General features: G+C 64.4%; 19 protein-coding genes. 10 read left to right on the top strand and 9 right to left on the bottom strand.

Going from position 1 to position 20,513, the window contains the following annotated elements; translation table 11 throughout:
• Nucleotides 1-3 precede the first annotated feature (3 nt).
• Nucleotides 4-1,155, bottom strand: a complete 1,152-nt coding sequence (locus J2X76_RS12475) for a DSD1 family PLP-dependent enzyme (RefSeq protein WP_310216379.1) — start codon at nucleotides 1,153-1,155, stop codon at nucleotides 4-6.
• 135 nt (nucleotides 1,156-1,290) lie between these two features.
• On the opposite strand from J2X76_RS12475, the gene J2X76_RS12470 reads away from it, so the two are divergent.
• From J2X76_RS12470 to J2X76_RS12460, 3 genes are all read left to right on the top strand, one after another.
• Nucleotides 1,291-1,902, top strand: coding sequence for a LysE family translocator (locus J2X76_RS12470; RefSeq protein ID WP_310216376.1), 612 nt, complete (start codon nucleotides 1,291-1,293; stop codon nucleotides 1,900-1,902).
• Between the two features lie 89 nt (nucleotides 1,903-1,991).
• Nucleotides 1,992-2,357, top strand: coding sequence for a nuclear transport factor 2 family protein (locus J2X76_RS12465; RefSeq protein WP_113283309.1), 366 nt, complete (start codon nucleotides 1,992-1,994; stop codon nucleotides 2,355-2,357).
• On the top strand, nucleotides 2,354-3,181 hold the full coding sequence (locus J2X76_RS12460) for a helix-turn-helix transcriptional regulator (RefSeq protein WP_310216373.1): 828 nt from the start codon (nucleotides 2,354-2,356) through the stop codon (nucleotides 3,179-3,181). Before J2X76_RS12465 ends, J2X76_RS12460 begins: the two co-directional genes overlap by 4 nt.
• 21 nt (nucleotides 3,182-3,202) lie before the next feature.
• Here J2X76_RS12460 and J2X76_RS12455 read toward each other — a convergent pair whose 3' ends face one another.
• Nucleotides 3,203-5,170, bottom strand: a complete 1,968-nt coding sequence (locus J2X76_RS12455; protein WP_405030026.1) for a methyl-accepting chemotaxis protein — start codon at nucleotides 5,168-5,170, stop codon at nucleotides 3,203-3,205.
• A 395-nt stretch (nucleotides 5,171-5,565) separates the two neighbouring features.
• A complete protein-coding gene (locus J2X76_RS12450) occupies nucleotides 5,566-6,159 on the bottom strand; it encodes a TetR/AcrR family transcriptional regulator (protein ID WP_405030017.1) in 594 nt (197 codons plus the stop codon).
• A gap of 258 nt (nucleotides 6,160-6,417) precedes the next feature.
• On the opposite strand from J2X76_RS12450, the gene J2X76_RS12445 reads away from it, so the two are divergent.
• From J2X76_RS12445 to J2X76_RS12435, 3 genes are read left to right on the top strand one after another with little or no spacing between them, the layout of a single operon-like run.
• Nucleotides 6,418-6,891 (top strand): (2Fe-2S)-binding protein, encoded by a 474-nt coding sequence (locus J2X76_RS12445; protein WP_113127947.1) that lies wholly within the window; start codon nucleotides 6,418-6,420, stop codon nucleotides 6,889-6,891.
• Nucleotides 6,891-7,874, top strand: a complete 984-nt coding sequence (locus tag J2X76_RS12440) for a xanthine dehydrogenase family protein subunit M (protein ID WP_310216368.1) — start codon at nucleotides 6,891-6,893, stop codon at nucleotides 7,872-7,874. Before J2X76_RS12445 ends, J2X76_RS12440 begins: the two co-directional genes overlap by 1 nt.
• Nucleotides 7,871-10,159 (top strand): xanthine dehydrogenase family protein molybdopterin-binding subunit, encoded by a 2,289-nt coding sequence (locus tag J2X76_RS12435; protein ID WP_310216366.1) that lies wholly within the window; start codon nucleotides 7,871-7,873, stop codon nucleotides 10,157-10,159. The genes J2X76_RS12440 and J2X76_RS12435 overlap by 4 nt, the downstream gene beginning before the upstream one ends.
• A gap of 34 nt (nucleotides 10,160-10,193) precedes the next feature.
• Here the strand turns inward: J2X76_RS12435 and J2X76_RS12430 are convergent, their stop codons facing one another.
• Nucleotides 10,194-11,147: a LysR family transcriptional regulator gene (locus tag J2X76_RS12430; protein ID WP_310216364.1), complete on the bottom strand. Its 954-nt coding sequence runs from the start codon at nucleotides 11,145-11,147 to the stop codon at nucleotides 10,194-10,196.
• Nucleotides 11,148-11,222: 75 nt separating this feature from the next.
• Between J2X76_RS12430 and J2X76_RS12425 the strand changes: the two genes are divergently transcribed.
• Complete coding sequence (locus tag J2X76_RS12425) at nucleotides 11,223-11,858, top strand: NADPH-dependent F420 reductase (RefSeq protein WP_405030025.1); 636 nt, start codon at nucleotides 11,223-11,225, stop codon at nucleotides 11,856-11,858.
• Nucleotides 11,859-11,861: 3 nt separating this feature from the next.
• On the opposite strand, the gene J2X76_RS12420 is transcribed toward J2X76_RS12425, so the two are convergent.
• Complete coding sequence (locus J2X76_RS12420) at nucleotides 11,862-12,524, bottom strand: sulfite oxidase-like oxidoreductase (RefSeq protein WP_310216361.1); 663 nt, start codon at nucleotides 12,522-12,524, stop codon at nucleotides 11,862-11,864.
• Nucleotides 12,525-12,626: 102 nt separating this feature from the next.
• Between J2X76_RS12420 and J2X76_RS12415 the strand changes: the two genes are divergently transcribed.
• On the top strand, nucleotides 12,627-13,799 hold the full coding sequence (locus J2X76_RS12415) for an aminotransferase (protein ID WP_310216358.1): 1,173 nt from the start codon (nucleotides 12,627-12,629) through the stop codon (nucleotides 13,797-13,799).
• A 27-nt stretch (nucleotides 13,800-13,826) separates the two neighbouring features.
• Nucleotides 13,827-15,083 carry a DUF763 domain-containing protein gene (locus J2X76_RS12410; RefSeq protein ID WP_310216355.1) on the top strand — a complete coding sequence of 419 codons (1,257 nt, stop codon included), beginning with the start codon at nucleotides 13,827-13,829 and terminating at the stop codon, nucleotides 15,081-15,083.
• A gap of 36 nt (nucleotides 15,084-15,119) precedes the next feature.
• Here J2X76_RS12410 and J2X76_RS12405 read toward each other — a convergent pair whose 3' ends face one another.
• From J2X76_RS12405 to J2X76_RS12395, 3 genes are all read right to left on the bottom strand, one after another.
• Nucleotides 15,120-15,353, bottom strand: coding sequence for a tautomerase family protein (locus J2X76_RS12405; RefSeq protein ID WP_113127939.1), 234 nt, complete (start codon nucleotides 15,351-15,353; stop codon nucleotides 15,120-15,122).
• A 134-nt stretch (nucleotides 15,354-15,487) separates the two neighbouring features.
• A complete protein-coding gene (locus J2X76_RS12400) occupies nucleotides 15,488-16,696 on the bottom strand; it encodes a pyridoxal phosphate-dependent aminotransferase (RefSeq protein ID WP_113127938.1) in 1,209 nt (402 codons plus the stop codon).
• Between the two features lie 15 nt (nucleotides 16,697-16,711).
• Nucleotides 16,712-17,353: a TetR family transcriptional regulator C-terminal domain-containing protein gene (locus tag J2X76_RS12395; protein ID WP_310216350.1), complete on the bottom strand. Its 642-nt coding sequence runs from the start codon at nucleotides 17,351-17,353 to the stop codon at nucleotides 16,712-16,714.
• 256 nt (nucleotides 17,354-17,609) lie between these two features.
• On the opposite strand from J2X76_RS12395, the gene J2X76_RS12390 reads away from it, so the two are divergent.
• Nucleotides 17,610-19,133: a globin-coupled sensor protein gene (locus J2X76_RS12390; protein ID WP_310216347.1), complete on the top strand. Its 1,524-nt coding sequence runs from the start codon at nucleotides 17,610-17,612 to the stop codon at nucleotides 19,131-19,133.
• On the opposite strand, the gene J2X76_RS12385 is transcribed toward J2X76_RS12390, so the two are convergent.
• Nucleotides 19,134-20,363, bottom strand: coding sequence for an MFS transporter (locus J2X76_RS12385; RefSeq protein ID WP_310216344.1), 1,230 nt, complete (start codon nucleotides 20,361-20,363; stop codon nucleotides 19,134-19,136).
• Nucleotides 20,364-20,513 lie beyond the last annotated feature (150 nt).

Genomic DNA, 20,513 nt, shown 5'->3' with positions numbered 1-20,513 from the left:
CGGTCAATAGAGCTTGCCGCGGGCGGTGACCGGCCAGAGCGCCTCGACCCGGCCGTTCCGGACGCAGACGTACCAGTCGTAGAGATTGCAGGTCGGGTCGCAATGGCCCGGCACGAGCATCAAGCGGTCGTTGAGCTTCAGCGTATCCTGTGGGTCCTCGATCTTGCCGTGTTCGTCGGACGCGCTGACGAACTTGAGGTCGGGGCGCTCGAAGACGGTCGGCAGGCCGCTGTCGATCGAATGCGCCTTCAGGCCCGCGTCGCAGATGGCGCGGCCGGAGGCGGGCTTGCTCATGATCGAGGTCAGAACGAACAGCGCGTGCTCGAAACCGCCGATCGTGCCATTGCCCTCCGTCGCTCGGACGCGGGCATAGTCGGCATCCATGAAGATGTAGGACCCTGGCTGGATCTCGTTATAGACGCCGGATGCACCTTCGAGATTGTGGGTGCCGGTTCCCGCGCCGGTGACGATCCGCGGCTCCAGGCCGGCATGGCGCAGCAGGTCCGCCGTCTCCCGCGCCATGCCGATCGCCTTGTCGATGGCGGCGCGGCGTTCGGCGGGATCGTAGATATGCTGGGCGCTGCCGTGATAGGCCTGGATGCCGGCGAAGGCGAGGTTCGGTGCCGCGGCGACGGTGCTCGCCAGTTCGACGGCGGGTTGGCCGGGCAGCACGCCGCAGCGCCGCGCGCCGCAATCGATCTCGACCAGCACGTCGAGCGTCACCTCATGGCGGACGGCCGCTTCGGAAAGTGTTGCGACGACCGCAGGATCATCGACGCAGACCGCGACGTGGGCATGCTTTGCGAGCCGCGCCAGCCGGTCGATCTTTTTCGGATCGGCGACTTCGTTGGCGACGAGCACATCGGTGACGCCACCGCGCACCAGCGCTTCGGCCTCCGACACTTTCTGGCAGCAGATGCCGACGGCGCCGCCACTCTGCATTTGGTACAGCGCGATATCGGCCGACTTGTGGGTCTTGGCATGCGGACGCAGGCGTATGCCCGCTGTCTCGGCATAGGTTTTCATCCGTGCGACATTCCGCTCGAAGGCGTCGAGATCGATGATCAGCGCCGGCGTCTGGACGTCGTCAAGGGTGTCGCCGATCGCGGCTGGGACGTCGTAGCCGATGTCGGCGTCGTGGATGGAAGAAGTCATGAAGATCGGGCTCGTTAAAGGATGGCGCGACGATAGGTTCTGCGCGGCATCCACGCAATCTTGGCCTGCAATTTCGTTCAAGATCGCAGGCATGGTCTTCGGTAGCTATGGGCAAACACCCCGAAAGGAGAGCCCATGAGCCTCGAATTCCTGATCACCTCCCTCATCGTCGTCGCGTCGCCCGGGACCGGCGTGCTGATCACGCTTGCCGCCGGCCTGTCGCGCGGTGCGCGGGCGAGCCTCGTCGCCGCCTTCGGCTGCACGCTCGGCATCCTGCCGCATATGATCGCGGCGGTCTCGGGCCTCGCGGCGCTGCTGCATGCCAGCGCATTGGCCTTCGAGGTCATCAAATATCTGGGCGTCGCCTATCTGCTGTTCATGGCGTGGCAGGTGCTGAAGGAGAAGGGGGCGCTGACGGTCGAGATGGAACGGACGCCGAAATCCGTTAGCCAAGTCATCGTTTCGGCCATTCTCGCCAATCTTCTCAACCCGAAACTGTCGATCTTCTTCTTCGCCTTCCTGCCGCAGTTCGTCGCCCATGACGAGGCGGCACCCGTTCTGCGTATGACCTCGCTCAGCCTGGTCTTCATGCTGATCACCTTCGGGGTTTTCGTCCTCTATGGCCTGTTTGCCGCTTCGGTGCGCAACCATGTGATCTCGCGGCCGAACATCCTTGCCTGGATGCGCCGCGTCTTCGCCGGCGCCTTCGTTCTTCTCGGCGCGCGGCTTGCGTTTTCGGTGCGATAGTTATTACCTGCCGCGTAATTGAGACGATGCAGCCGCTCCGGCATGTTCGCCCTGCCTGCAGCAAGCCAGGCGAACAAAGGAGAAAAGACATGACCGATGCGAACACCAAAGCCGAACTTTATCTCGCCATCTGGAACGAGACGGACGCCGTCCGCCGCAAGGCGATGATCGCTGAGGCCTGGGCGGAAGACGGGCTTTACGTCGATCCGCTGATGCGCGGCGAAGGCCGCGAGGGGATCGAATGCCTGGTCGAAGGCGTCCAGGCGCAGTTTCCCGGTTTTCGTTTCACGCTGCTCGGGCCGGCCGACGGCTATAACGACAATCTGCGGTTCTCGTGGGCGCTCGGCCCGGAAGGCGGGGAAGCGCTGATCAAGGGCACGGATTTCGCCACCCTGGAAAACGGCCGGCTGAAGACGGTCCATGGTTTTCTGGATCAGGTTCCGGCTGCCGCATGACGACGCTCGCCGCCGCCCGCCCTCTTGGTGACTACCTGCGCGACTGGCGCCGCCGCCGGCGCATGAGCCAGCTCGACCTGGCGCTGGAGGCCGATATCTCGCAACGCCACCTGAGCTTCATCGAGAGCGGGCGGTCAGCGCCCAGCCGCGACATGCTTCTGCATCTGGCGGAGCGGCTCGAGGTGCCGCTTCGCGACCGCAATCCGATGCTGCTCGCCGCCGGTTTCGCGCCGGTGTTTGCCGAGCGCAGGCTCGACGATCCGGCGCTTCAGCCGGCGCGCCGGGCGATCGACATGGTGCTGAAAGGCCACGAACCGTTTCCGGCGCTGGCGGTCGACCGGCACTGGACGCTGGTGGCTGCCAATGCCGCGGTGGCGCCGCTGCTTGCTGACGTTGCCGACCGGTCGCTGATCGAGGGACCGGTCAATGTCCTGCGGCTCAGCCTGCATCCGGCAGGCCTTGCGCCTCACATCGCCAATCTGGCGGAATGGCGCAATCACCTGCTCGAGCGGCTGCACCAGCAGATCGCGGCGACCGGCGATCGCGTACTCGAAAAACTGCTGGAGGAGCTTGCCGGCTATCCGGTGCCGGAGGCCGCGTCGAAGTCTGCGGCGAAACATGATTATGCGGGCATCGCCGTGCCGATGGAACTGCGCACGCAGGCGGGACTTTTGTCTTTCATCTCGACCACGACCGTCTTCGGCACTCCGGTCGATGTGACGCTGTCGGAACTGGCGGTCGAATCCTTCTTTCCCGCCGATGATGAAACGGCCCGGCTTCTGCGCCAGATGGCGGAAGCCGGGCCGTCGAAGAGCGACAGCTAGAGGGTGCTAACCGGCCGACGATCAGAATTCGGTCCACTGGCTTTCGGCGGGCGCTGCCGCCGCTGCACTCGCGCCGCCGCCGAAGGAGCGGGTGACGCGTTCAGCGAGGCGGCGGGCCGGCGATTCCTGCGGAGCCGCGTTGCGGCCGGCAGGCGCCGGAGCGGAACCATGGGCGGGACGCTGCTGCATTCTGGGGCGCTGGCCGCCTTCGGAAAGCGTGAAGCGGGTGAGCAGGTCACGCAGCTTGGTGCTTTCGGAGGCCAGGTTGGCGCCGGCGGCGTTGGTTTCCTCGACCATGGCGGCGTTCTGCTGGGTCACCTGGTCCATCTGGTTGACGGCCGAGTTGACTTCCGCAAGACCGACCGACTGTTCGCGGGCGGCGGTGGCGATCGCATTGATATGCTCGTTGATGGTGACGACGTGGGATTCGATCGTCTTCAGCGCGTCGCCGGTCTCGCGCACGAGCTTCACGCCGTTCTGGACTTCGGCACCCGACTTGCGGATGAGATCCTTGATCTCCTTGGCCGCATTCGCCGAACGCTGGGCAAGCTCGCGGACTTCCTGGGCGACGACCGCAAAACCCTTGCCGGCCTCCCCGGCGCGGGCTGCCTCGACGCCGGCGTTGAGCGCCAGAAGGTTGGTCTGGAAGGCGATCTCGTCGATCACGCCGATGATGTTGGAGATCTGGCTGGACGATTGTTCGATGCGCTGCATCGCGTCGACGGCGTTGGCGACGACGGCGCCCGACTGGGCGGCGCTGGAATTTGCCTGTAGGGCGATCGCCTTTGCCTCGTCCGCACGCTTGGAGGAGTTCGATACGTTGGCGGTGATCTCGTCGAGGGCGGCTGCGGTTTCTTCGAGCGAGGCGGCCTGCTGTTCGGTGCGCTTGGAAAGGTCGTCGGCGCTCTGGCTGACTTCGCGCGAACCACTGTCGATCGACTGAGCCGATCCGGCGACTTCCGAAAGGGCGGCGCCGAGACGGGACACGGCCGAGTTCAGGTCTTCGCGCAGCGCCTCGAAATCCGGAGCGAACGGCTCGTTGAGCTGGAAGGCGAGGTCGCCGGAAGCGAGGCGGCGCAGGCCGGCCGCGAGGCCGGAAGTCGCCTGCTGCAGACGGGCCCGGGCCGAGGCTTCCGCCTCCTGCTGCAGGCGGATCCGGTCGGCTTCGGCATGGGCGCGGGCCTTTTCGGCGTCTTCCTGAAGCTGCCGGTTGGAGATCGCCGCCTGGCGGAACACCTCGACGGCGCCGGCCATGGCGCCGACTTCGTCCTTGCGACCGGCGAAGGGAATCGCGGTCGCCGTGTCGCCAGCGGCAAGACCGCTCATCGAAAGGGTGATGCGCTGGATCGGACGGGCGATACCGGAGAGGACATAAACGGCTGCGCCGACGATCAGCAGGAAGACCACGCCGAGGATGATTTCCATCGTGGTGAGAGCGGTGGAATAGGTCGTCTTTGCCTTGGCGGTTTCGAGGGCCGCTTCATCCGTATTCGACTTGACCAGCTTCGTGACGGCCTCTATGACCGGCTGGATGGTGATGCGCATCTTTTCCATCTCGACGCGGGCGCGCGCATCCGAGGCCTTGCGCGAGAAGTCCAGCATTTTCTGGCCGTTCAGCACGTATTTGTCGATGCCGGCCTGGATCTGTTCGATGATCTGCTTTTCCTGCTCGCTCGAGATCAGCGGCCTGTAAGTGTCGAGAGCGGCCTTCAGCGCCGCCGACTGCTGGGCGATCAGCTTTTCCGCCGATTCCATGCCGAAGTCCGACGTCGTCGTCAGGTGGCCCATATAGGCGACCGTCATTCCGAGAATGGCCGTCTCGATATTCTTCGAGGCCTGGACGCTCGGCATCGAGTTTTCGGAAATCGTGTTGAGATTGCCGGCGACATTGGAGAGCGAGGAAATGGCCGCCCAGGCAAGAACGGCGACGAGCGCCGCAATCGCGCCGAAGACGGCGATAAGCGAGCTGCGAATGGAGAGACGGGACATGCGGTTCGGCTCCGGAATGGTGAAGCCTCGAATGAGGCGACGCGTTTTCATGCGCAGATCTGATATCTGGCAGTGTGGGAAGAGAACCGGTCTCATACCGGCTCCTGCGCTACACCGGATGGCGGTCGCGCGGTGGCCGGAGAGTAGGATCAAACTCTTTAACGACAGATTGCATTTTGATAGTGTAGAATTGCCTTTGATGACTTTTCGGGCGAAAAATCCGAAATCAGGCGTCCTTTATCCATTTATTTTATAATGATAATATGGGAATCAGGCGCGCTAATTAGCAGGATACCTGTCAATTGCGCATTGCTTGATTTTCCGTTCAAACAGGATACGAAATCTAGCCTATGCGACAGGCCGTCCCGATGCTGATCCGATGCCGGCAGCGGGCGTTATCTGCGGGTCCGGAGGCCGTCCATCAGCAGGCCGATCAGGCGATGCGACCGTTCCCGCCATTCGGGCGATTCCGGGATCGAATAGATGCTGGACAAGGCGTGCATCAGATCGGTCGTTTCGATATCGCGGCGGATATAGCCCTGTTCGCCGGCGGTCTTCAGCAGGCTCTCCAGCGCACCGCGGATCAGGCCCGAGCCCTCGGAAAAAAGCGCGGAGTTCGAGGTCATGAGGATGCGCAGGCTGTTGGCCATGCCGCGCTTGGTCGCGATATAGCCTACGAAGCGCCGCATCCATTCCTCGAGGGCCATGTCCGGCGAATGTTTGCCGGCAAGCTCGGTTGCCGCGGCAGCGAGGCTTTCGAGTTCGCGTCGATAGACGACCTCGACGAGATGTTCGCGGGTCGGGAAATGGCGGTAGAGCGTGCCGATGCCAACGCCCGCCTGACGTGCTATATCCTCCAGCGAGGTCTCGACGCCTTTTTCCGCAAAGGCGGCGGCCGCAACCTCGATCAGCCTGTCGCGGTTGCGGCGGGCGTCGGCGCGAAGCCGGGTCTGGGCGGGCGGTGCTGTCTTCGGCTCGGCCGAGGCCAAAATATTACTCCAATGGGATCCGGGGCTTGACGAAAATCCGCAAGCCATTAATTTAAACGGAGGCGCCTCCGTTTATGTGGAGTGCCTTCCACTTCTTAATCCAGAAGCTTGCAGGATGTCATGCCGAAATCTCATCGGGCCGAAATCTCATCGGGGCACCTGCCGGAGAAAAAACCATACAGCATCTGGTCGACCGTCGGCCAGAGCGTTCTACATTCCGAACTTCCCATTCTCGTGACGATGGCAGGAGCTTGATCCATGACACGAACCATCCATCTTTCGCTCGATATCAACGGGAGGCGGCACGATCTCGATATCGAGCCCCGTGTTACCCTGCTCGACGCGCTGCGCGAACATCTGGCGCTGACGGGCACCAAGAAGGGCTGCGATCAGGGCCAGTGCGGCGCCTGCACCTGTCATGTCGACGGCAGCCGCGTGCTCTCGTGCCTGACGCTCGCCGCCCAGGTCGAAGGCCGGCAGATCACCACGATCGAGGGGATCGCCGCCGAAAACGGCGAGCTGCATCCGGTCCAGGCCGCCTTCGTCGAGCATGACGCATTCCAGTGCGGCTATTGCACGCCGGGCCAGATCATGTCCGCCGTCGCCTGCATCCGCGAGGGCCATGCGGGATCCGACGAGGAGATCCGCGAATACATGTCCGGCAATCTCTGTCGCTGCGGAGCCTATAACAGCATCGTGGCGGCGGTGCGCGAAGCGGCGGAGATGGCGTGATGAGAGACTTTTCCTATCTCCGCGCCTCCTCGGCCGACGAAGCCCGCCAGGCGGCGACGCAGGCCGGCGTCATGCTGCTTGCCGGCGGCACGACGCTGCTCGATCTCGCCAAATGCGGCGTGATGGAACCGGAAACGGTCGTCGACATCACCCATCTCTCCGGTCTCGGCGGGATCGAGGTCGATGAAAACGGCGCCAGGATCGGCGCGCTGGCAAAGATGGGCCAGGTTGCCGATCACGCCGGCATCCGTGCTGCTTTCCCGGCGGTTTCGGAATCGCTGTCGCTGGCGGCTTCTGCCCAGCTTCGCAACATGGCGACGATCGGCGGCAACCTGCTGCAGCGGACGCGCTGTTCGTATTTCCGCGAACCGGACGTGTTTCCGGCCTGCCACAAGCGCAATCCCGGCTCCGGCTGTTCGGCGCTCGGCGGCGTCACCCGCAATCATGCCGTCCTCGGCACGAGCGATACCTGCATCGCCAGCTATCCCGGAGATCTGGCCATCGCCCTCGTTGCTTTTGATGCAAAGGTCGAACTCGGAGGCCGGACGGTCCCGGTGGATGACTTCTTTCTTCTGCCCGGCAACACGCCGGAGCGGGAAACCGTGCTGGAACGGGGCGAGATGATCACTGCCATCACCGTGCCGGCCTCCGCCGTTGCGAAAAACTCGACCTATCTGAAGGTCCGCGACCGGCAATCCTATGAATTCGCTGCCGCGAGTGCCGCAGTCGGCCTCGAATTCGAAGCGGACGGCAGGACGGTGCGCGATATCCGCGTCGCCCTCGGCGGCGTTGCTACCAAGCCGTGGCGGGCTCGTGGGGTCGAACAGGCCCTGATCGGCAAGGTGCTCAGTGCCGAAACTGTCGAAACGGCCAGCCGGCTTGCCATGGAGGGTGCCGTTTCGCATGGCGCCAATCACTACAAGATCGAACTTGCGCCGCGCGTCGTCGCCCGCGCCATCCTGAAAGTTGGAGGTCTGGCATGACCATCATGGAACCCCGAAAACACGGCGACGCTTCCGACGGGACGGTCGGCGGTCGTCAGACGCGTTTCGAAGGCAATCTAAAGGTCACCGGCGGTGCGACCTATGCGCTGGAATATCCGGTCGAAGGTCTCGCCTACGCCATTCTCGTGCAAAGCACCGTTGCGGCGGGGCGCGTCGTCAAGGTCGATACGGGAAAAGCGCTTGCGGCCCCGGGCGTGCTGATGGTGCTGACGCCGGATGACGATATGGGTCTCCTGGTTGCCTCCGACTGGGGCGGCAATCGCCCGGAAAACCAGCCTTATTATCCGCTGCCGAAGCAGGTGCAGTACAACGGCCAGTCGGTCGTGGCCGTCGTCGCGGAAAGCCGGGAACAGGCGGTCGAGGCCGCAAAGCTGATCTGCATCACCTATGAGCGGACGGCGCATGTGGCGAGCTTCGACGATCCGGCCGCCGGCGAAGGCAAGGTCATGGGCAACCTCACCTCCGGCTGGGGCGACGCGGAGGCCGCGCTTGCCGCCGCACCCGTCAGGATCGAAGGCGAATACCGTACGCCGCGCGAATATCACGTCGCCATGGAGCCGCATGGTCTTACCGTGAAGTGGGACGGCGACCAGATCACGGTCTGGGAACCGAGCCAGTGGTCTCACGGCATGGCGCGCAGCTATTCCGAGTGGTTCGGCATTCCTTATGAAAACGTCCGCCTGGTCTCGCCGTTCATCGGCGGCGGGTTCGGTTCGAAGGGGGCGGCTCTCGCCCATGGCGCGGTGGCCGCTTTCGCGGCAAGAAAGCTCGGCCGGCCGGTCAAGCTTGCGCTCACCAGGCCGCAGAATTTCATCAATTATGGCGGCCGGGCCGCCACCCGCCAGAAGATAACCCTCGGCGCGACGGAAGACGGCATCCTGCAGGCGATCGTTCATCGCGGCGCCAGCGAGACATCCACCTATATGGACTGGCCGGAGCAGACCGGGGCGGCGACGCCGATCCTCTACAAGGTCGAAAATTTCTCGTCGCAGCATCGGGTCGTGCCGGTCAACACCGTGACACCCGGCGCGTTGCGCGGCCCGGGCAAGAACCCCAGCGCCTTCGGCATCGAAAGCGCCATCGAGGAACTGGCCTACAAGCTCGGCATGGACCCGCTCGAACTGCGGCTCAAGAACTATGCCGACCGCGACTACCAGTCGGGGAAACCCTGGTCGACCCGCCGGCTGCGCGAGGCGCTGACCGAGGGGGCCGAAGCCTTCGGCTGGTCGAAGCGCAGCCACGAGCCACGCTCGATGCGCGACGGCAAGACCCTCGTCGGCTGGGGCATCGGCTGCGGCACCTTCCCGGTCATCCAGGCGCCGAGCGAGGCGATGATCCGCATCCTCGGCAATGGCCGGGTCGAGGTCGTCAGCGGTGCGATCGACATGGGGCAGGGGACCTATACGATCCTGGCCCAGACGGCGGCCGAAGTGTTCGGCATTCCCGTCGACCAGGTCGAGGTCCATCTCGGCGATTCCCGCCTGCCGGGTTCGGCGATCGCCGGCGGCTCGATGCTGGCGGGTTCGATCCTCGGCGCCGTGCACAAGGCAGCGACGGCTGCCCGCGACGAGCTGATCGGGCTCGCGCTCAGCGACGAGAAATCGCCGCTGCGCGAGACCGGCGCCAATACGCTGACCTTCGGCGGCGGCCGGATCGCAGTGCCCCGCGACCAGGGACCGTCGTTCACGCTGCCGGAACTGATGGCGGCGCTCGGCCGCGACGAGATCGAGGTCCGCAGGAATACGCTGCCGGACGGCGCAACTCCGCAGGAACATCATCAGGCCTGGACGACCATGGCAAAGGTCCAGGGGCCGACCATGGGCGAATATTCCATGCACAGCTGGTGCGCCCATTTCGCGGAAGTACGGGTGGACGAGGATTTCGGCACGGTGCGGGTGTCCCGCATCGTCTCGGCCTTCGATTGCGGTCGGCTCTACAATCCGCGGCTGGTCGAAAGCCAGTGGCGGGGCGGCATCATCATGGGCATTGGCCAGGCGCTGCTCGAAGAAGGTCTCGTCGACCTGCGCAACGGCCGGACCGTCAACAACAACATGGGCGACTACCTGGTCCCGACCAACGCCGACGTGCCGGACATCCAGGTGATCTCGGTCGGCGTTCCCGACTACGGCGCCTCGGCGCTGGGCGGCAAGGGCGTCGGCGAAGTCGGTATCGTCGGCGTTGCCCCGGCGATCGCCAACGCGGTCTTCCACGCGACCGGCAAACGGGTCCGCGATCTGCCGATCACGCTCGAAAAGCTGATCTGACCGCCCCGGCGCATCCGGTTTCGACCGGGTGCGCCTATTTCCGCTTCGGCAGGTTCGATGCGCCGAGGCTGCCCGCAAAACGTTCCGCCAGGCGCTCCCGGCGAAAATGCTCGACGACGAAGTCGACGAAGACGCGGGTCTTTGCCGGCAGCAGCGTCTTGCTGGCGTAGTAGATCGATATCGGCCCGATATCGGCATACCAGTCCGGCAGCAGCCGGATGAGTTCCCCGCGTTCGAAATAAGGCAGGCTATCGGGCATGGCGATCATCCCGACGCCAAGCCCAAGTGCTGCGGCGCGGGCGATGGCCGCAGGGTCGTTCATGACGATCTTTTCCACCGTCACCGCCGTCATCTCGTCCCCAACGGCATTTCGCATCACCCATTGGCGGATGCGGCCGGTATTGGAAGACCGCATGTGGATGCCGTCGAGGTTCGCAAGGTCTGCCGGATGGGTGGGGAGCGGCTTGTCCTTCATATAGGCCGGCGACGCGACCAGAATGATATGGGCCGGCGCCAGCACGCGGGCCACCGTGCCGGGTGTCAGCTCGAAGCCGCCGCCGATCGCGGCATCGTAGCCTTCCGCGATCAGATCGACCTGCCGGTTCTCGAACGTCCATTCCGGCCGGATGAGCGGGTAACGGGCGATGAATTCCGGCATCAGGGGCAGGATATAGTCCGTTCCGAAATGCGGGCTCATGCTGACCTTCAGCACGCCGGCCGGCTCCGCACCTTCCGATGAGACCCCTTCGATTGCCGCCTGCAACGCCTCCACATGACCCCGGATCTCCGACAGAAAGCGCTCTCCCGCCTCCGTCAGCGTCAGCCTTCGGGTACTGCGCTGGAAGAGACGGGTGCCGATATTCCGTTCCAGAATCGCGACATTGCGGCTGACGGCCGCCGGGGTCAGCGCCATCCGCCTTGCGGCCGCCGAAAAGCCCCCGAGCTCCGCACTGCGGACGAAGGACTCCAGGTTGGCGAGGCTTTCCATGATCGACCTGTCTTCAACGGATGCTTGAAAATGATCCGCATCATTGCCGGCTAATCAAGAGCCAGTCCAGAGGCGATATTCCTCCCATCGAAACACGAAGGAGTATCGTCCATGACCATCGGTATCATCGGCGCCGGCAATATCGGCGCGGCTTTCGCCCGCGCTCTTGCCCGCAGCGGCGTGCACGCCACCATCGCAAACAGCCGCGGCCCGGCATCGCTCGAAGAACTGACCACCGAGCTTTCGCCGTGGATCTCGGCCGGCACGATCGAGGAGGCCGCCAGCGCCGACATGGTGCTGATCGCGGTTCCGTGGACGAAGCTGCCGGCCGCCCTTGCCGGGCTACCGGATTGGAAAGGCCGGATCGTCATCGACGCCAACAACCCGATCGAGTCGCCCCTCTACAAGCCGGCCGAACTTAACGGCCGTCTCTCGAGCGAGATCGTGTCGGATCTTGTTCCCGGCGCCCGGGTTGTGAAGGCCTTCAATCACCTGTTCGCGAAACTGGTCGAGGCAGATCCCGCCTCCGAAGGCGGCAAGCGGGTGCTCTTCTATTCGGGCGACGATGCCGCCGCAAAGACGGAGGTCGCCGCCTTGATCGAGAAGCTCGGTTTCTTCGGCATCGACCTCGGGCCGCTATCGGTCGGGGCCAAGCTGGCGCAGTTCCCGGGCGGTCCGCTGCCGGGGCTCAATCTGGTGAACTTCGGCTGACGCTCAGTCTTCCGAATAGCGCTCCTCCGACCAGGGATCGCCGCGCATGTGGTAGCCGTTCTTCTCCCAGAAGCCGGCCTGGTCCCGGTCGAGGAATTCGATCCGGCTCAGCCATTTGGCGCTCTTCCAGAAATAGAGGTGCGGCACGACCAGCCGCACCGGCCCGCCATGCTCCTCGCTGAGCGGCCTGCCTTCCCATTCCGTGACGATGATCGCGTCCGGCGAGGCGAAATCCGAAAGCAGCAGGTTGGTGGTATAGCCGTCATAGCTCGTCAGCATGACGGCGACCGCCTCCTCCTGCGGATCGACAAAATCCAGGAAATCGTGGGTCGAGACGCCTTTCCAGTTGTTGTCGTAACGCGACCAGGTGGTCACGCAGTGGATGTCGGAGCGCATTTCGGTCTGCGGCAGGGCCTGGAAGGCCGCCCAGTCCAGCGTCCGGCGGTTGTTGACGAGGCCGCGCACGTCGAGCTTCCACCTTTCCGTCGAAACCTGCGGCTGCTGGCCGAGGTCGAGCACAGGCCAGTTCTTGACCAGATGCTGGCCGGGCGGCAGGCGGTCTGTTTCAGGCCGCGTCATCCTGCCGGTCAGGAACTTGCCCTGCTCGGCCCATTTCCGTTTGGTGATGGTGAGCTTCGAATCCTGGGGCTCAATCTCGTCGGCCATGTCCGGTTCTCCTTGCGTCGCCCGATAATCTGATAAACAAGGAAGGCAATCAATTGTCCCTACCGCAATTGATGCCGTTGAAAATCATGTTGTCGGAAAATCATGCCTGCCTTCAATCCACTTGTCGAAAAGCTCAGCCCGCCGCCCGTTCCCTCCGTTGCCGCCTGGGGGCGCGCCTATGACGGGGCAAAAGGACCGCTGATCGACCTATCGCAGGCCGTGCCCGGTTATCCCGCCCACCCGGACATGCTGCGGCTGCTTGGCGAGGCCGGTTCGTCCAAGGCCTTTACCGGTTACGGACCGATCGAGGGCGAGGCGGTCCTCAGGACGGCCTATGCGGCGCATGTCTGCGAGGTCTACGGCGCGAATATCGGGCCTTCGAACACCCACATCACGTCAGGCTGCAACCAGGCCTTCGTCTCGGCGGCGATGACAGTCGCCGGTCCCGGCAATACGGTGCTGATGACCGAGCCCTTCTATTTCAACCATGAAACGACGCTCGCCATGATGGGTGTCAGGACCGCGTTCGTCGCCTGCGAAGCGGCGAACGGCTTCCTGCCGGATCTCGTTGCGATCGAGGCGGCGATCACGCCCGACGTGCGGGCGCTGGCGCTCGTCTCGCCCAACAATCCGACCGGCGCGATCTATCCGCCATCGCTGCTCGAAGCGATCTTCAAGCTCTGCCGGAACAAGGGCATCTGGCTGATCCTCGACGAGACCTATCGCGACTTCCTGCCCGTAGCAGGCCAGGCGCCGCACGGGCTCTTCGGCCTCGACGGCTGGGAGGATACGCTGATCAGCCTCTACAGCTTCTCGAAATCCTTCTGCATTCCCGGCCATCGGCTCGGCGCGATCACGGCCGGAACGGCGGCGGTGGAGCAGATCGCCAAGATCATGGACAACCTGCAGATCTGCGCGCCTCGTGCGGCCCAGGCGGCGGTCGCCGAGGCGCTGCCGCTTCTCGCCGGCTGGCGCGAGGAGAACCGCCAGGAGATCGGCCGCCGCGCCGACGCCCTGAAGGCGGTGATGCGCTCCGTCAACGGCTGGAAGCTCGATGCGATCGGCGCCTATTTCGCCTTCGTGCGGCATCCCTTTCCCGGCAAGAGTTCGGCGGAAGTGGCGGAAAAGCTTGCGAGGCAGGCCGGTGTCATCTGCATTCCCGGCGCCTATTTCGGCGAGAGCCAGCAGGATTACCTGCGCTTCGCCTTCGCCAATGCGGACGTCGCGACGATCGGGCTGCTTGAGGAACGTTTGCAGAACTTTTCCCTATCGTGAGCCTGCCCGCCCGTATATAAGCGGGTGATGGTTCAAAGAGCAGGCAGCGCCGATCTTCCGCTTCACGGCGGCCGGGTTCCCCGGTGGCTCGGCGAGCGCATGACCAAGCTCGGGGCGATCATCACCGAAGCGATCGTCATCGAATACGGCCGCGACGAACTCTTGAGGCGGCTGGCGCATCCCTTCTGGTTCCAGTCCTTCGGCTGCGTCATGGGCATGGACTGGCATTCGTCCGGCATCACCACCAGCGTTCTCGGCGCGCTCAAACGCGGGCTGACGCCGATGGCGGGCGAGCTCGGCATCCATGTCTGCGGCGGCCGCGGAAAAAATTCGAGGCAGACGCCGGACGAACTGATCGCGATCGGCAACCGCGTCGGCATCGACGGCAGCGGCCTTGCGACGACCAGCCGGCTGGTCGCCAAGGTGGACAGCGCCGCGGTGCAGGACGGGTTCGATCTCTACCTGCACGGCTTCATCGTCACAGACGACGGCAAATGGGTGGTCGTGCAGCAGGGCATGAACGGCGACAAGAGGCAGGCGCGGCGTTATCACTGGATCTCCGAGGGGCTGAAGAGCTTCGTCGATTCGCCGCATGCGGCGATCGAAGGTCGGCAGCAGGGCGAGATCGTCAACCTCGCCGACCATCGCGCCGAGGCGTCGCGCAAGGGCCAACTCGATCTGCTGGCAACGCTCGGGCCGGACCGGATCGTCCGCGAGGTGATCGCCATCGAGCCGGCCCGCAAGGTGAAGGACGTGGCGCAGCCGATGCTGCCGCATCTGATCATGCCGGCGCATCACGACGTGCGCGAGGAAAACGTCAACATGAAGCGGCTGCACGGCACGCTGGCGGCGGCCGCCGACCGCGGGCCGGAGGATTTCGAAAACCTGCTGCTGATGCCGGGTGTCGGCGCGCGCACCGTGAAGGCGCTTGCGATGGTCGCGGAAGTGGTACATGGCGCGCCCTGCCGTTTTTCCGATCCGGCGCGCTTCTCGCTCGCCCATGGCGGCAAGGACCGGCATCCGTTCCCGGTGCCGCTCAAGGTCTATGACGAGACGATCAGGGTGATGAAGTCCGCCGTCGGCAAGGCCCGTCTCGGGCGGGAGGAGGAGCTGCAGGCGCTGAAACGGCTCGACGACCAGGCCCGCCAGATGGAGCGCTATGTGACCGGCCCGGACCTCAAGGAAATCGTCGCCGGCGAGTTCCGCCAGTCGCACGAATGGGGCGGCCGCAGCGTCTTCGGCTGGGAGCCGCCGCAGGAGGCCGACCGCCAGGTGCTGCCGTGATTTCTGACGGTAATTTCTTGGCGGTGATCTACGCGATCACTTGAAGGGATCGTAACCGGGCATCTTGTAGATGAGGTCCGGCTGGCCCTGGATGTCGGGCACATAGACCTTGTCCGTCCAGTCGTCCTTCGGGACATCCTGGATTGCGACGGAAATCGAGCTGTCCGCGGAACCGAGGGCGGTCATCAGCGCCTTCGTCACTTCCGCAGTCAGAGCCTGCTTCTGCTCCTCGGAGCGGCCCTCGATCATTTTGACGATAACGTGGGGCATCTGGCGCTCCTTGGATGTTAAATCAGCCGGAAACGAGCATAGCCCGTCCCGTTCCCGGATATCAATCGTGAATTCCCGGCAAATCCGCAGGGCCGGACCATCGCCTGCCGGGAAGGGGCGGCAGCCAGAACCCCTCACGCCATCGGGGTTGTGGCGCGGTGTTTGCCAGTGGATGCGATGCGGCCCGCGAGGCTGGCTACACGCTCCATGGCGATCGCGACGACATCCTCCGGCACGGTCAGCGAGATGCGCAGGAAGCCGGCGGCCTGGTCTCCGAAGGAGGTGCCGGGCATGACGGCGACCTTTTCCTCGCGCAGCAGTTCCCAGGCGAATTCCTCGCCGTTAAGGCCGGTGGCGGTCACGTCGAGCAGGATGAACATGCCTCCTTCCGGCGGCATGGGCTTGACGAGGTTGCTGCCGGCGAAAGCTTTCTCGACGATCGCGGCGCGGCGGCGATAGGCTTCCCGCATCACGTCGGCGGTGTCGAAATGCTGCGACAGCGCCATGGCGGTCATGTCGGAGATGAAGGGCTGGACGCCGAACAGCATGGTCTCGGACACGGGCAGCAGCCTTTCGCAGAACTCTTCCGGGCCTGCGGCCCAGCCGCTGCGGAAGCCGGGTGCGGCATGGGACTTCGAAATGGACGAGACGACGATGGTGCGTTCGGCAAGTGCCGGAATGTCGAAGGGGGAAGCGAAGGACGTGCCTTCGAAGATCAGCTGCTCGTAGACTTCGTCGCAGACGATCCAGAGATCGTGGCGGCGGCAGACCTCGCCGATCGCAGCGATCTCGGCCGCCGTGAGCACGGCGCCGGTCGGATTGTGCGGCGTGTTGAGGAGGAGCACGCGGGCCTCCGGCGTGATCGCCCGTTCGAGATCCTCGGCCTGCAGGTGGAATTTTTTCTCCGGGCGTAGCGGCACGGGGATCATGTGCGCACCGGTCGAGGCGATGACGCCTTCATAGGTGGCATAAAGGGGATCGCCGACCAGCACGCCGTCGCCGGCTTCCACGAGACCGGTCATCACGCCGTAAAGCGCCGTCTGGGTGCCGGGGAAACAGAGGAAGTTCTTCTCGGTGACGCCCGGCCGGCGCTTCGAATATTTTTCGACCAGCGCCGCCAGCACCGGCGGCTCGCCGCGGCCGTTGGAATAGCGGGTACGGCCGGCATACATGGCGCGTGCCGCCTCGTCGAGCAGGGCTTTGTCCGGCTTGACGTCCGGTTCGCCGATGGTGAGCTCGATGATGTCCTCTCCCGCAGCCTGCAGGCGGCGGGCTGTCAGGTGAAGTGCCCAGCGGCCAGAACCGAGATGGGCGAGGCGGTCGGTGATCGAGGCATAACGCATCGGTATTTCCTTATCTTATCGTTGTTCGGCCGAAAGCTCGCCGGGTTGCAGCCGCAGCAGCGCTTCCACGGAGATCAGGGCGTTTTCTGCGAGTTCATGTTCCGCGAACGTGTCGGCGGCAAGCGTTCCTTCGAGCCAGAGGCCGTCGACCAGCGCGTTGAGCCCGATCGCATAGGTGCGACATTGCGCCCGGCTCACCACCCGCTTCTCCTCGGCGAAGAAGGCGGTCAGCAAGGTTTCCAGCGCCTCCAGAAAGGAGAGATAGTTTTCGCGATGGATGGCGGCGAAGCTGGGGTCGATCTGGATGTGGCTGATGAAGGCGGCCCAGAGCGACAACGTGCGCGGATCGGTGACCGGCGGCGTGACATTGGCGACGATGAAGCGGCGCAGACGCGAGCGGGCCGTCTCGCCCTCGATCGCGGCGGTGATCGCCGCCTCGGTCATGCCGGCCATCACCTTGCGGTAGGCCGCATGCAACATCTGGTCCTTGCCTGCGAAATAGTGCCGGATCAGCCCGCCGGTGACCCCGGCGCGCATGGCGATCTGGCGGACCGTTGCCCCCTGGATTCCGAATTCGGCGATGCAATCCAGCGTCGCGGCGATCAGGTCCTCACGCCGCTCGGCCTCGCTTGCCCTATGGTAGGTCCGGCGGTTCAAGGGCATCTCCAGAGGATGTGACAATGTGCTTCTCGCGGCGCCAGAGCTTATTATACGCTTGAATAATTGGCGCAAGCGAATTTGTCGGATGCGGGCCGAATTGCCGTTCTTCGGCCTCCATGAAAATCCGTCGCAAATTGTAACTTTCTATCAGTTTTGAGGGGTTCCTATTAAGGGATCCTATACCTTAACCTTCACAATATGGACCCGATACACCCCAAGTCGGGTGGCGACCGCGGCGGATTGGGGGATCGAAATGTCGTCGGCTGAAGAAAAACGCGACCTGCAAGCGCGTCTGGATTTCATTGGCCTGGACCAGGAGGCCCGGGCGACATTGCGCCGTCTTGCGCCGGTGATCGATGCCGGCCTTCCGGCAGCACTCGGCAGGCTTTACGGGAAAATCCAGGCCACATCCGAGACAGCCAAATTCTTCTCCGATCAGGCTCACATGGAGGGTGCCAAGAAGCGCCAGATGAGCCATTGGAGCCTCGTTGGCGAAGCCAGATACGACGAGCGATATGTGAAAGGCGTGCAGGCCGTGGGTGCCGCGCATGCCCATGTGGGGCTCGATCCCAGCTGGTATATCGGCGGTTACGCGCTCGTCATGGAAAGCCTCATCCACAAGGTGATGGCCGAGAACTGGCCATCCCGCTTCGGCCGCGGCAAATCCGAGGAGCTTGCCAGGCAGGTCAGCACGCTGGTCAAGGCGGCGATGCTCGACATGGGCTATTCGATCTCCGTCTATCTGGATATCCAGGCCGAACAGCGTCGCCGCGCCGAGGAGGCAAAGCTTGCCGCCGAAGAGGAGCAGGAGATCGCGCTCGAGGCCTTGGACGACGTGCTGAAGGGGCTTTCGACGGGTGATCTGGAGACCCGGCTTTCGACCGACCTGCCCGCCAATTTCGTCCGCATGGCGCAAGATTATAACGATAGCGCCGAAAAGCTGCGCAGCACGCTGGCGACCGTGCGCAATGCCGGCGAAGGAATTCTCACCAGTACGAATGGTATTTCCCAGGCCTCGCAGGATCTGGCCCGGCGGACGGAGGAACAGGCCCAGGGACTGGAGGAGAGTTCCGCGACCCTGCACCAGCTCACCCAGAGCGTTTCCGGCACGGCCGAAGGCGCCAGCAAGGCGGCGGGCGCGGTCGACGTGGCGCTTTCGGAAGCGCGGGCCTCGGGGCCGGTGGTCAAGCAGGCGGTGGCGGCGATGGGCGAGATCGAGCGCTCTTCAGACGAGATTTCCAAGATCATCGGCGTCATCGACGAGATCGCTTTCCAGACCAATCTCCTGGCGCTGAATGCGGGCGTCGAGGCGGCGCGGGCAGGCGAGGCGGGCCGCGGTTTCGCCGTGGTCGCCCAGGAAGTGCGGGCGCTGGCGCAGCGCTGCGCCGATGCCGCCAAGGAGATCAAGGACCTGATTTCCGACAGTTCCAGGCAGGTGCAGGCGGGCGTCGATCTCGTCAACAATGCGGGCGCCGCGCTCAGCCAGATCACCACCCGCATCGACGACATCAACACGATCGTCAAGACGATCGCGAGCGAGGCGGCGCATCAGTCGATCGGCCTCAATGAGGTCAACGGCGCGCTGAGCCGGATGGATTCGCTGACCCAGGAAAATTCGGCCATGGTGCTTGAGACGTCGAAGCAGACGTCGGACCTGCGCGACGCGGTGGAACGGCTGGTGACGGCCCTGCGGGGCTTCAAGACCCGCAGCGCCGAACGGCTTGCCCGCGACCGCCAGAACCGGAACGAAACCCCCGGCCGTCGTCTCGTCGCCTGATCAGCGTCTGCCGCCGGCAAGCCGGGCGGCGTCCGGCCTGCCGCGAAGGACGAGCATGGAGGCGGCGCCGAAGATCGGCCCGACCGCCAGGAGCACGAACGTCCAGCGCCAGCCGCCCAGCAACTCGGCCAGATGCGGCATCAGCCAGATCATGAAAATGGTCAGCGCAAAACCCATGCCCATCTGCAGCGACAGGGCCGTGCCGATATAGTTGCGATCGGCAAGCTCGGTGACGGCGGCGGAGAATTGCGCTGAATCTCCGATGATCGAAATGCCCCAGACGATGACGACGAGCGACAGCAGCCAGAGGGGGCCGTCGAAGACGAAGCCGATCGTCAGCGCGCAGAGGCCGGAGACGATCATCATGCCGGCGGTCGTGGCGGTGCGGCCGAAGCGATCCGAAAGCACGCCGCCGGCGAAACAGCCGAAGACGCCCGAGGCGACGGCGATGAAGGTGAGGAGCGAAGCATCGCTGCTGATCCCGCTGCCGCCCTTGTCGAGGGCCGCGGTCAGGTAGGCGAGCAGCCAGGCCCACATGGCATAAAGTTCCCACATATGGCCAAGATAGCCGCCATTGACGAGCAGCAGGTTGCGGTCCTTCAGCACCCGGCCGATCTGGCGCGGGTCGAACAGTGCCTTGCCGAACGGGTAGGGGCCTTCGCGGGTGAAGAGGAGGAAAACGACGGCGCCGACCAGCGCCGCACCGCTCGACAGCAGCACGGCATGGTGCCAGTCGACAGCCGCCGTCATGCCACGGAAGAGGTGCGGCAGCGACGAGCCGGCGGTGATTGCGCCGATGACGCCGGCAAGAGCGAGGCCGCGACCGGTTATGAACCAGGTGGAGACGAGTTTCAGCGCCGGCGGGTAGACGCCGGCGAGCGCAAACCCGGTGACCATGCGGCAGAGGGTGGCGCCGGCCGGGCCGGGTTCCAGAGCCAGGGCGGCATTGGAGAGCGCGGCAAGCAGGGCGCAGGCCGCCATCAGCCGGTTCATGCGGATAAGGTCCGGCAGGTTGAACAGGCTTGCCGCCAGCGCGCCGATCACGAAGCCGATCTGTACGCCATTGGTCAGCCATGCGGCCGCGCTTTCCGACAGCGACCAGGCTCGCTTCAGCTCCGGCGCGATGGCGTTGGCGGAAAACCAGCAGGAGAAGGAGAGCACCACGGCAAGGCATAACAGCGCCAGCATCGACCAGCGGCCTGCGGCTGGGGTCTCCGGAGTTGTCGCCATGATCTCGTCCTGCTCGTTAGATATATTTCGTTTTATGCTTGTACTCTGCGGCACCCTTTGCACTGCCGGGCATCTCCTCCTCTAAGGGGGGAGATCGGCCAGCCGCTCTCATACCCACCGTCATCCTAAGGCCCGCCGTCATCCGCCGCC

This window comes from Neorhizobium sp. 2083 (assembly GCF_031455615.1).
Classification (GTDB): Bacteria; Pseudomonadota; Alphaproteobacteria; order Rhizobiales; family Rhizobiaceae; genus Neorhizobium.
Note: the sequence above shows the minus strand (reverse complement) of the source record. Positions and strands in the feature narration are given on the sequence as shown.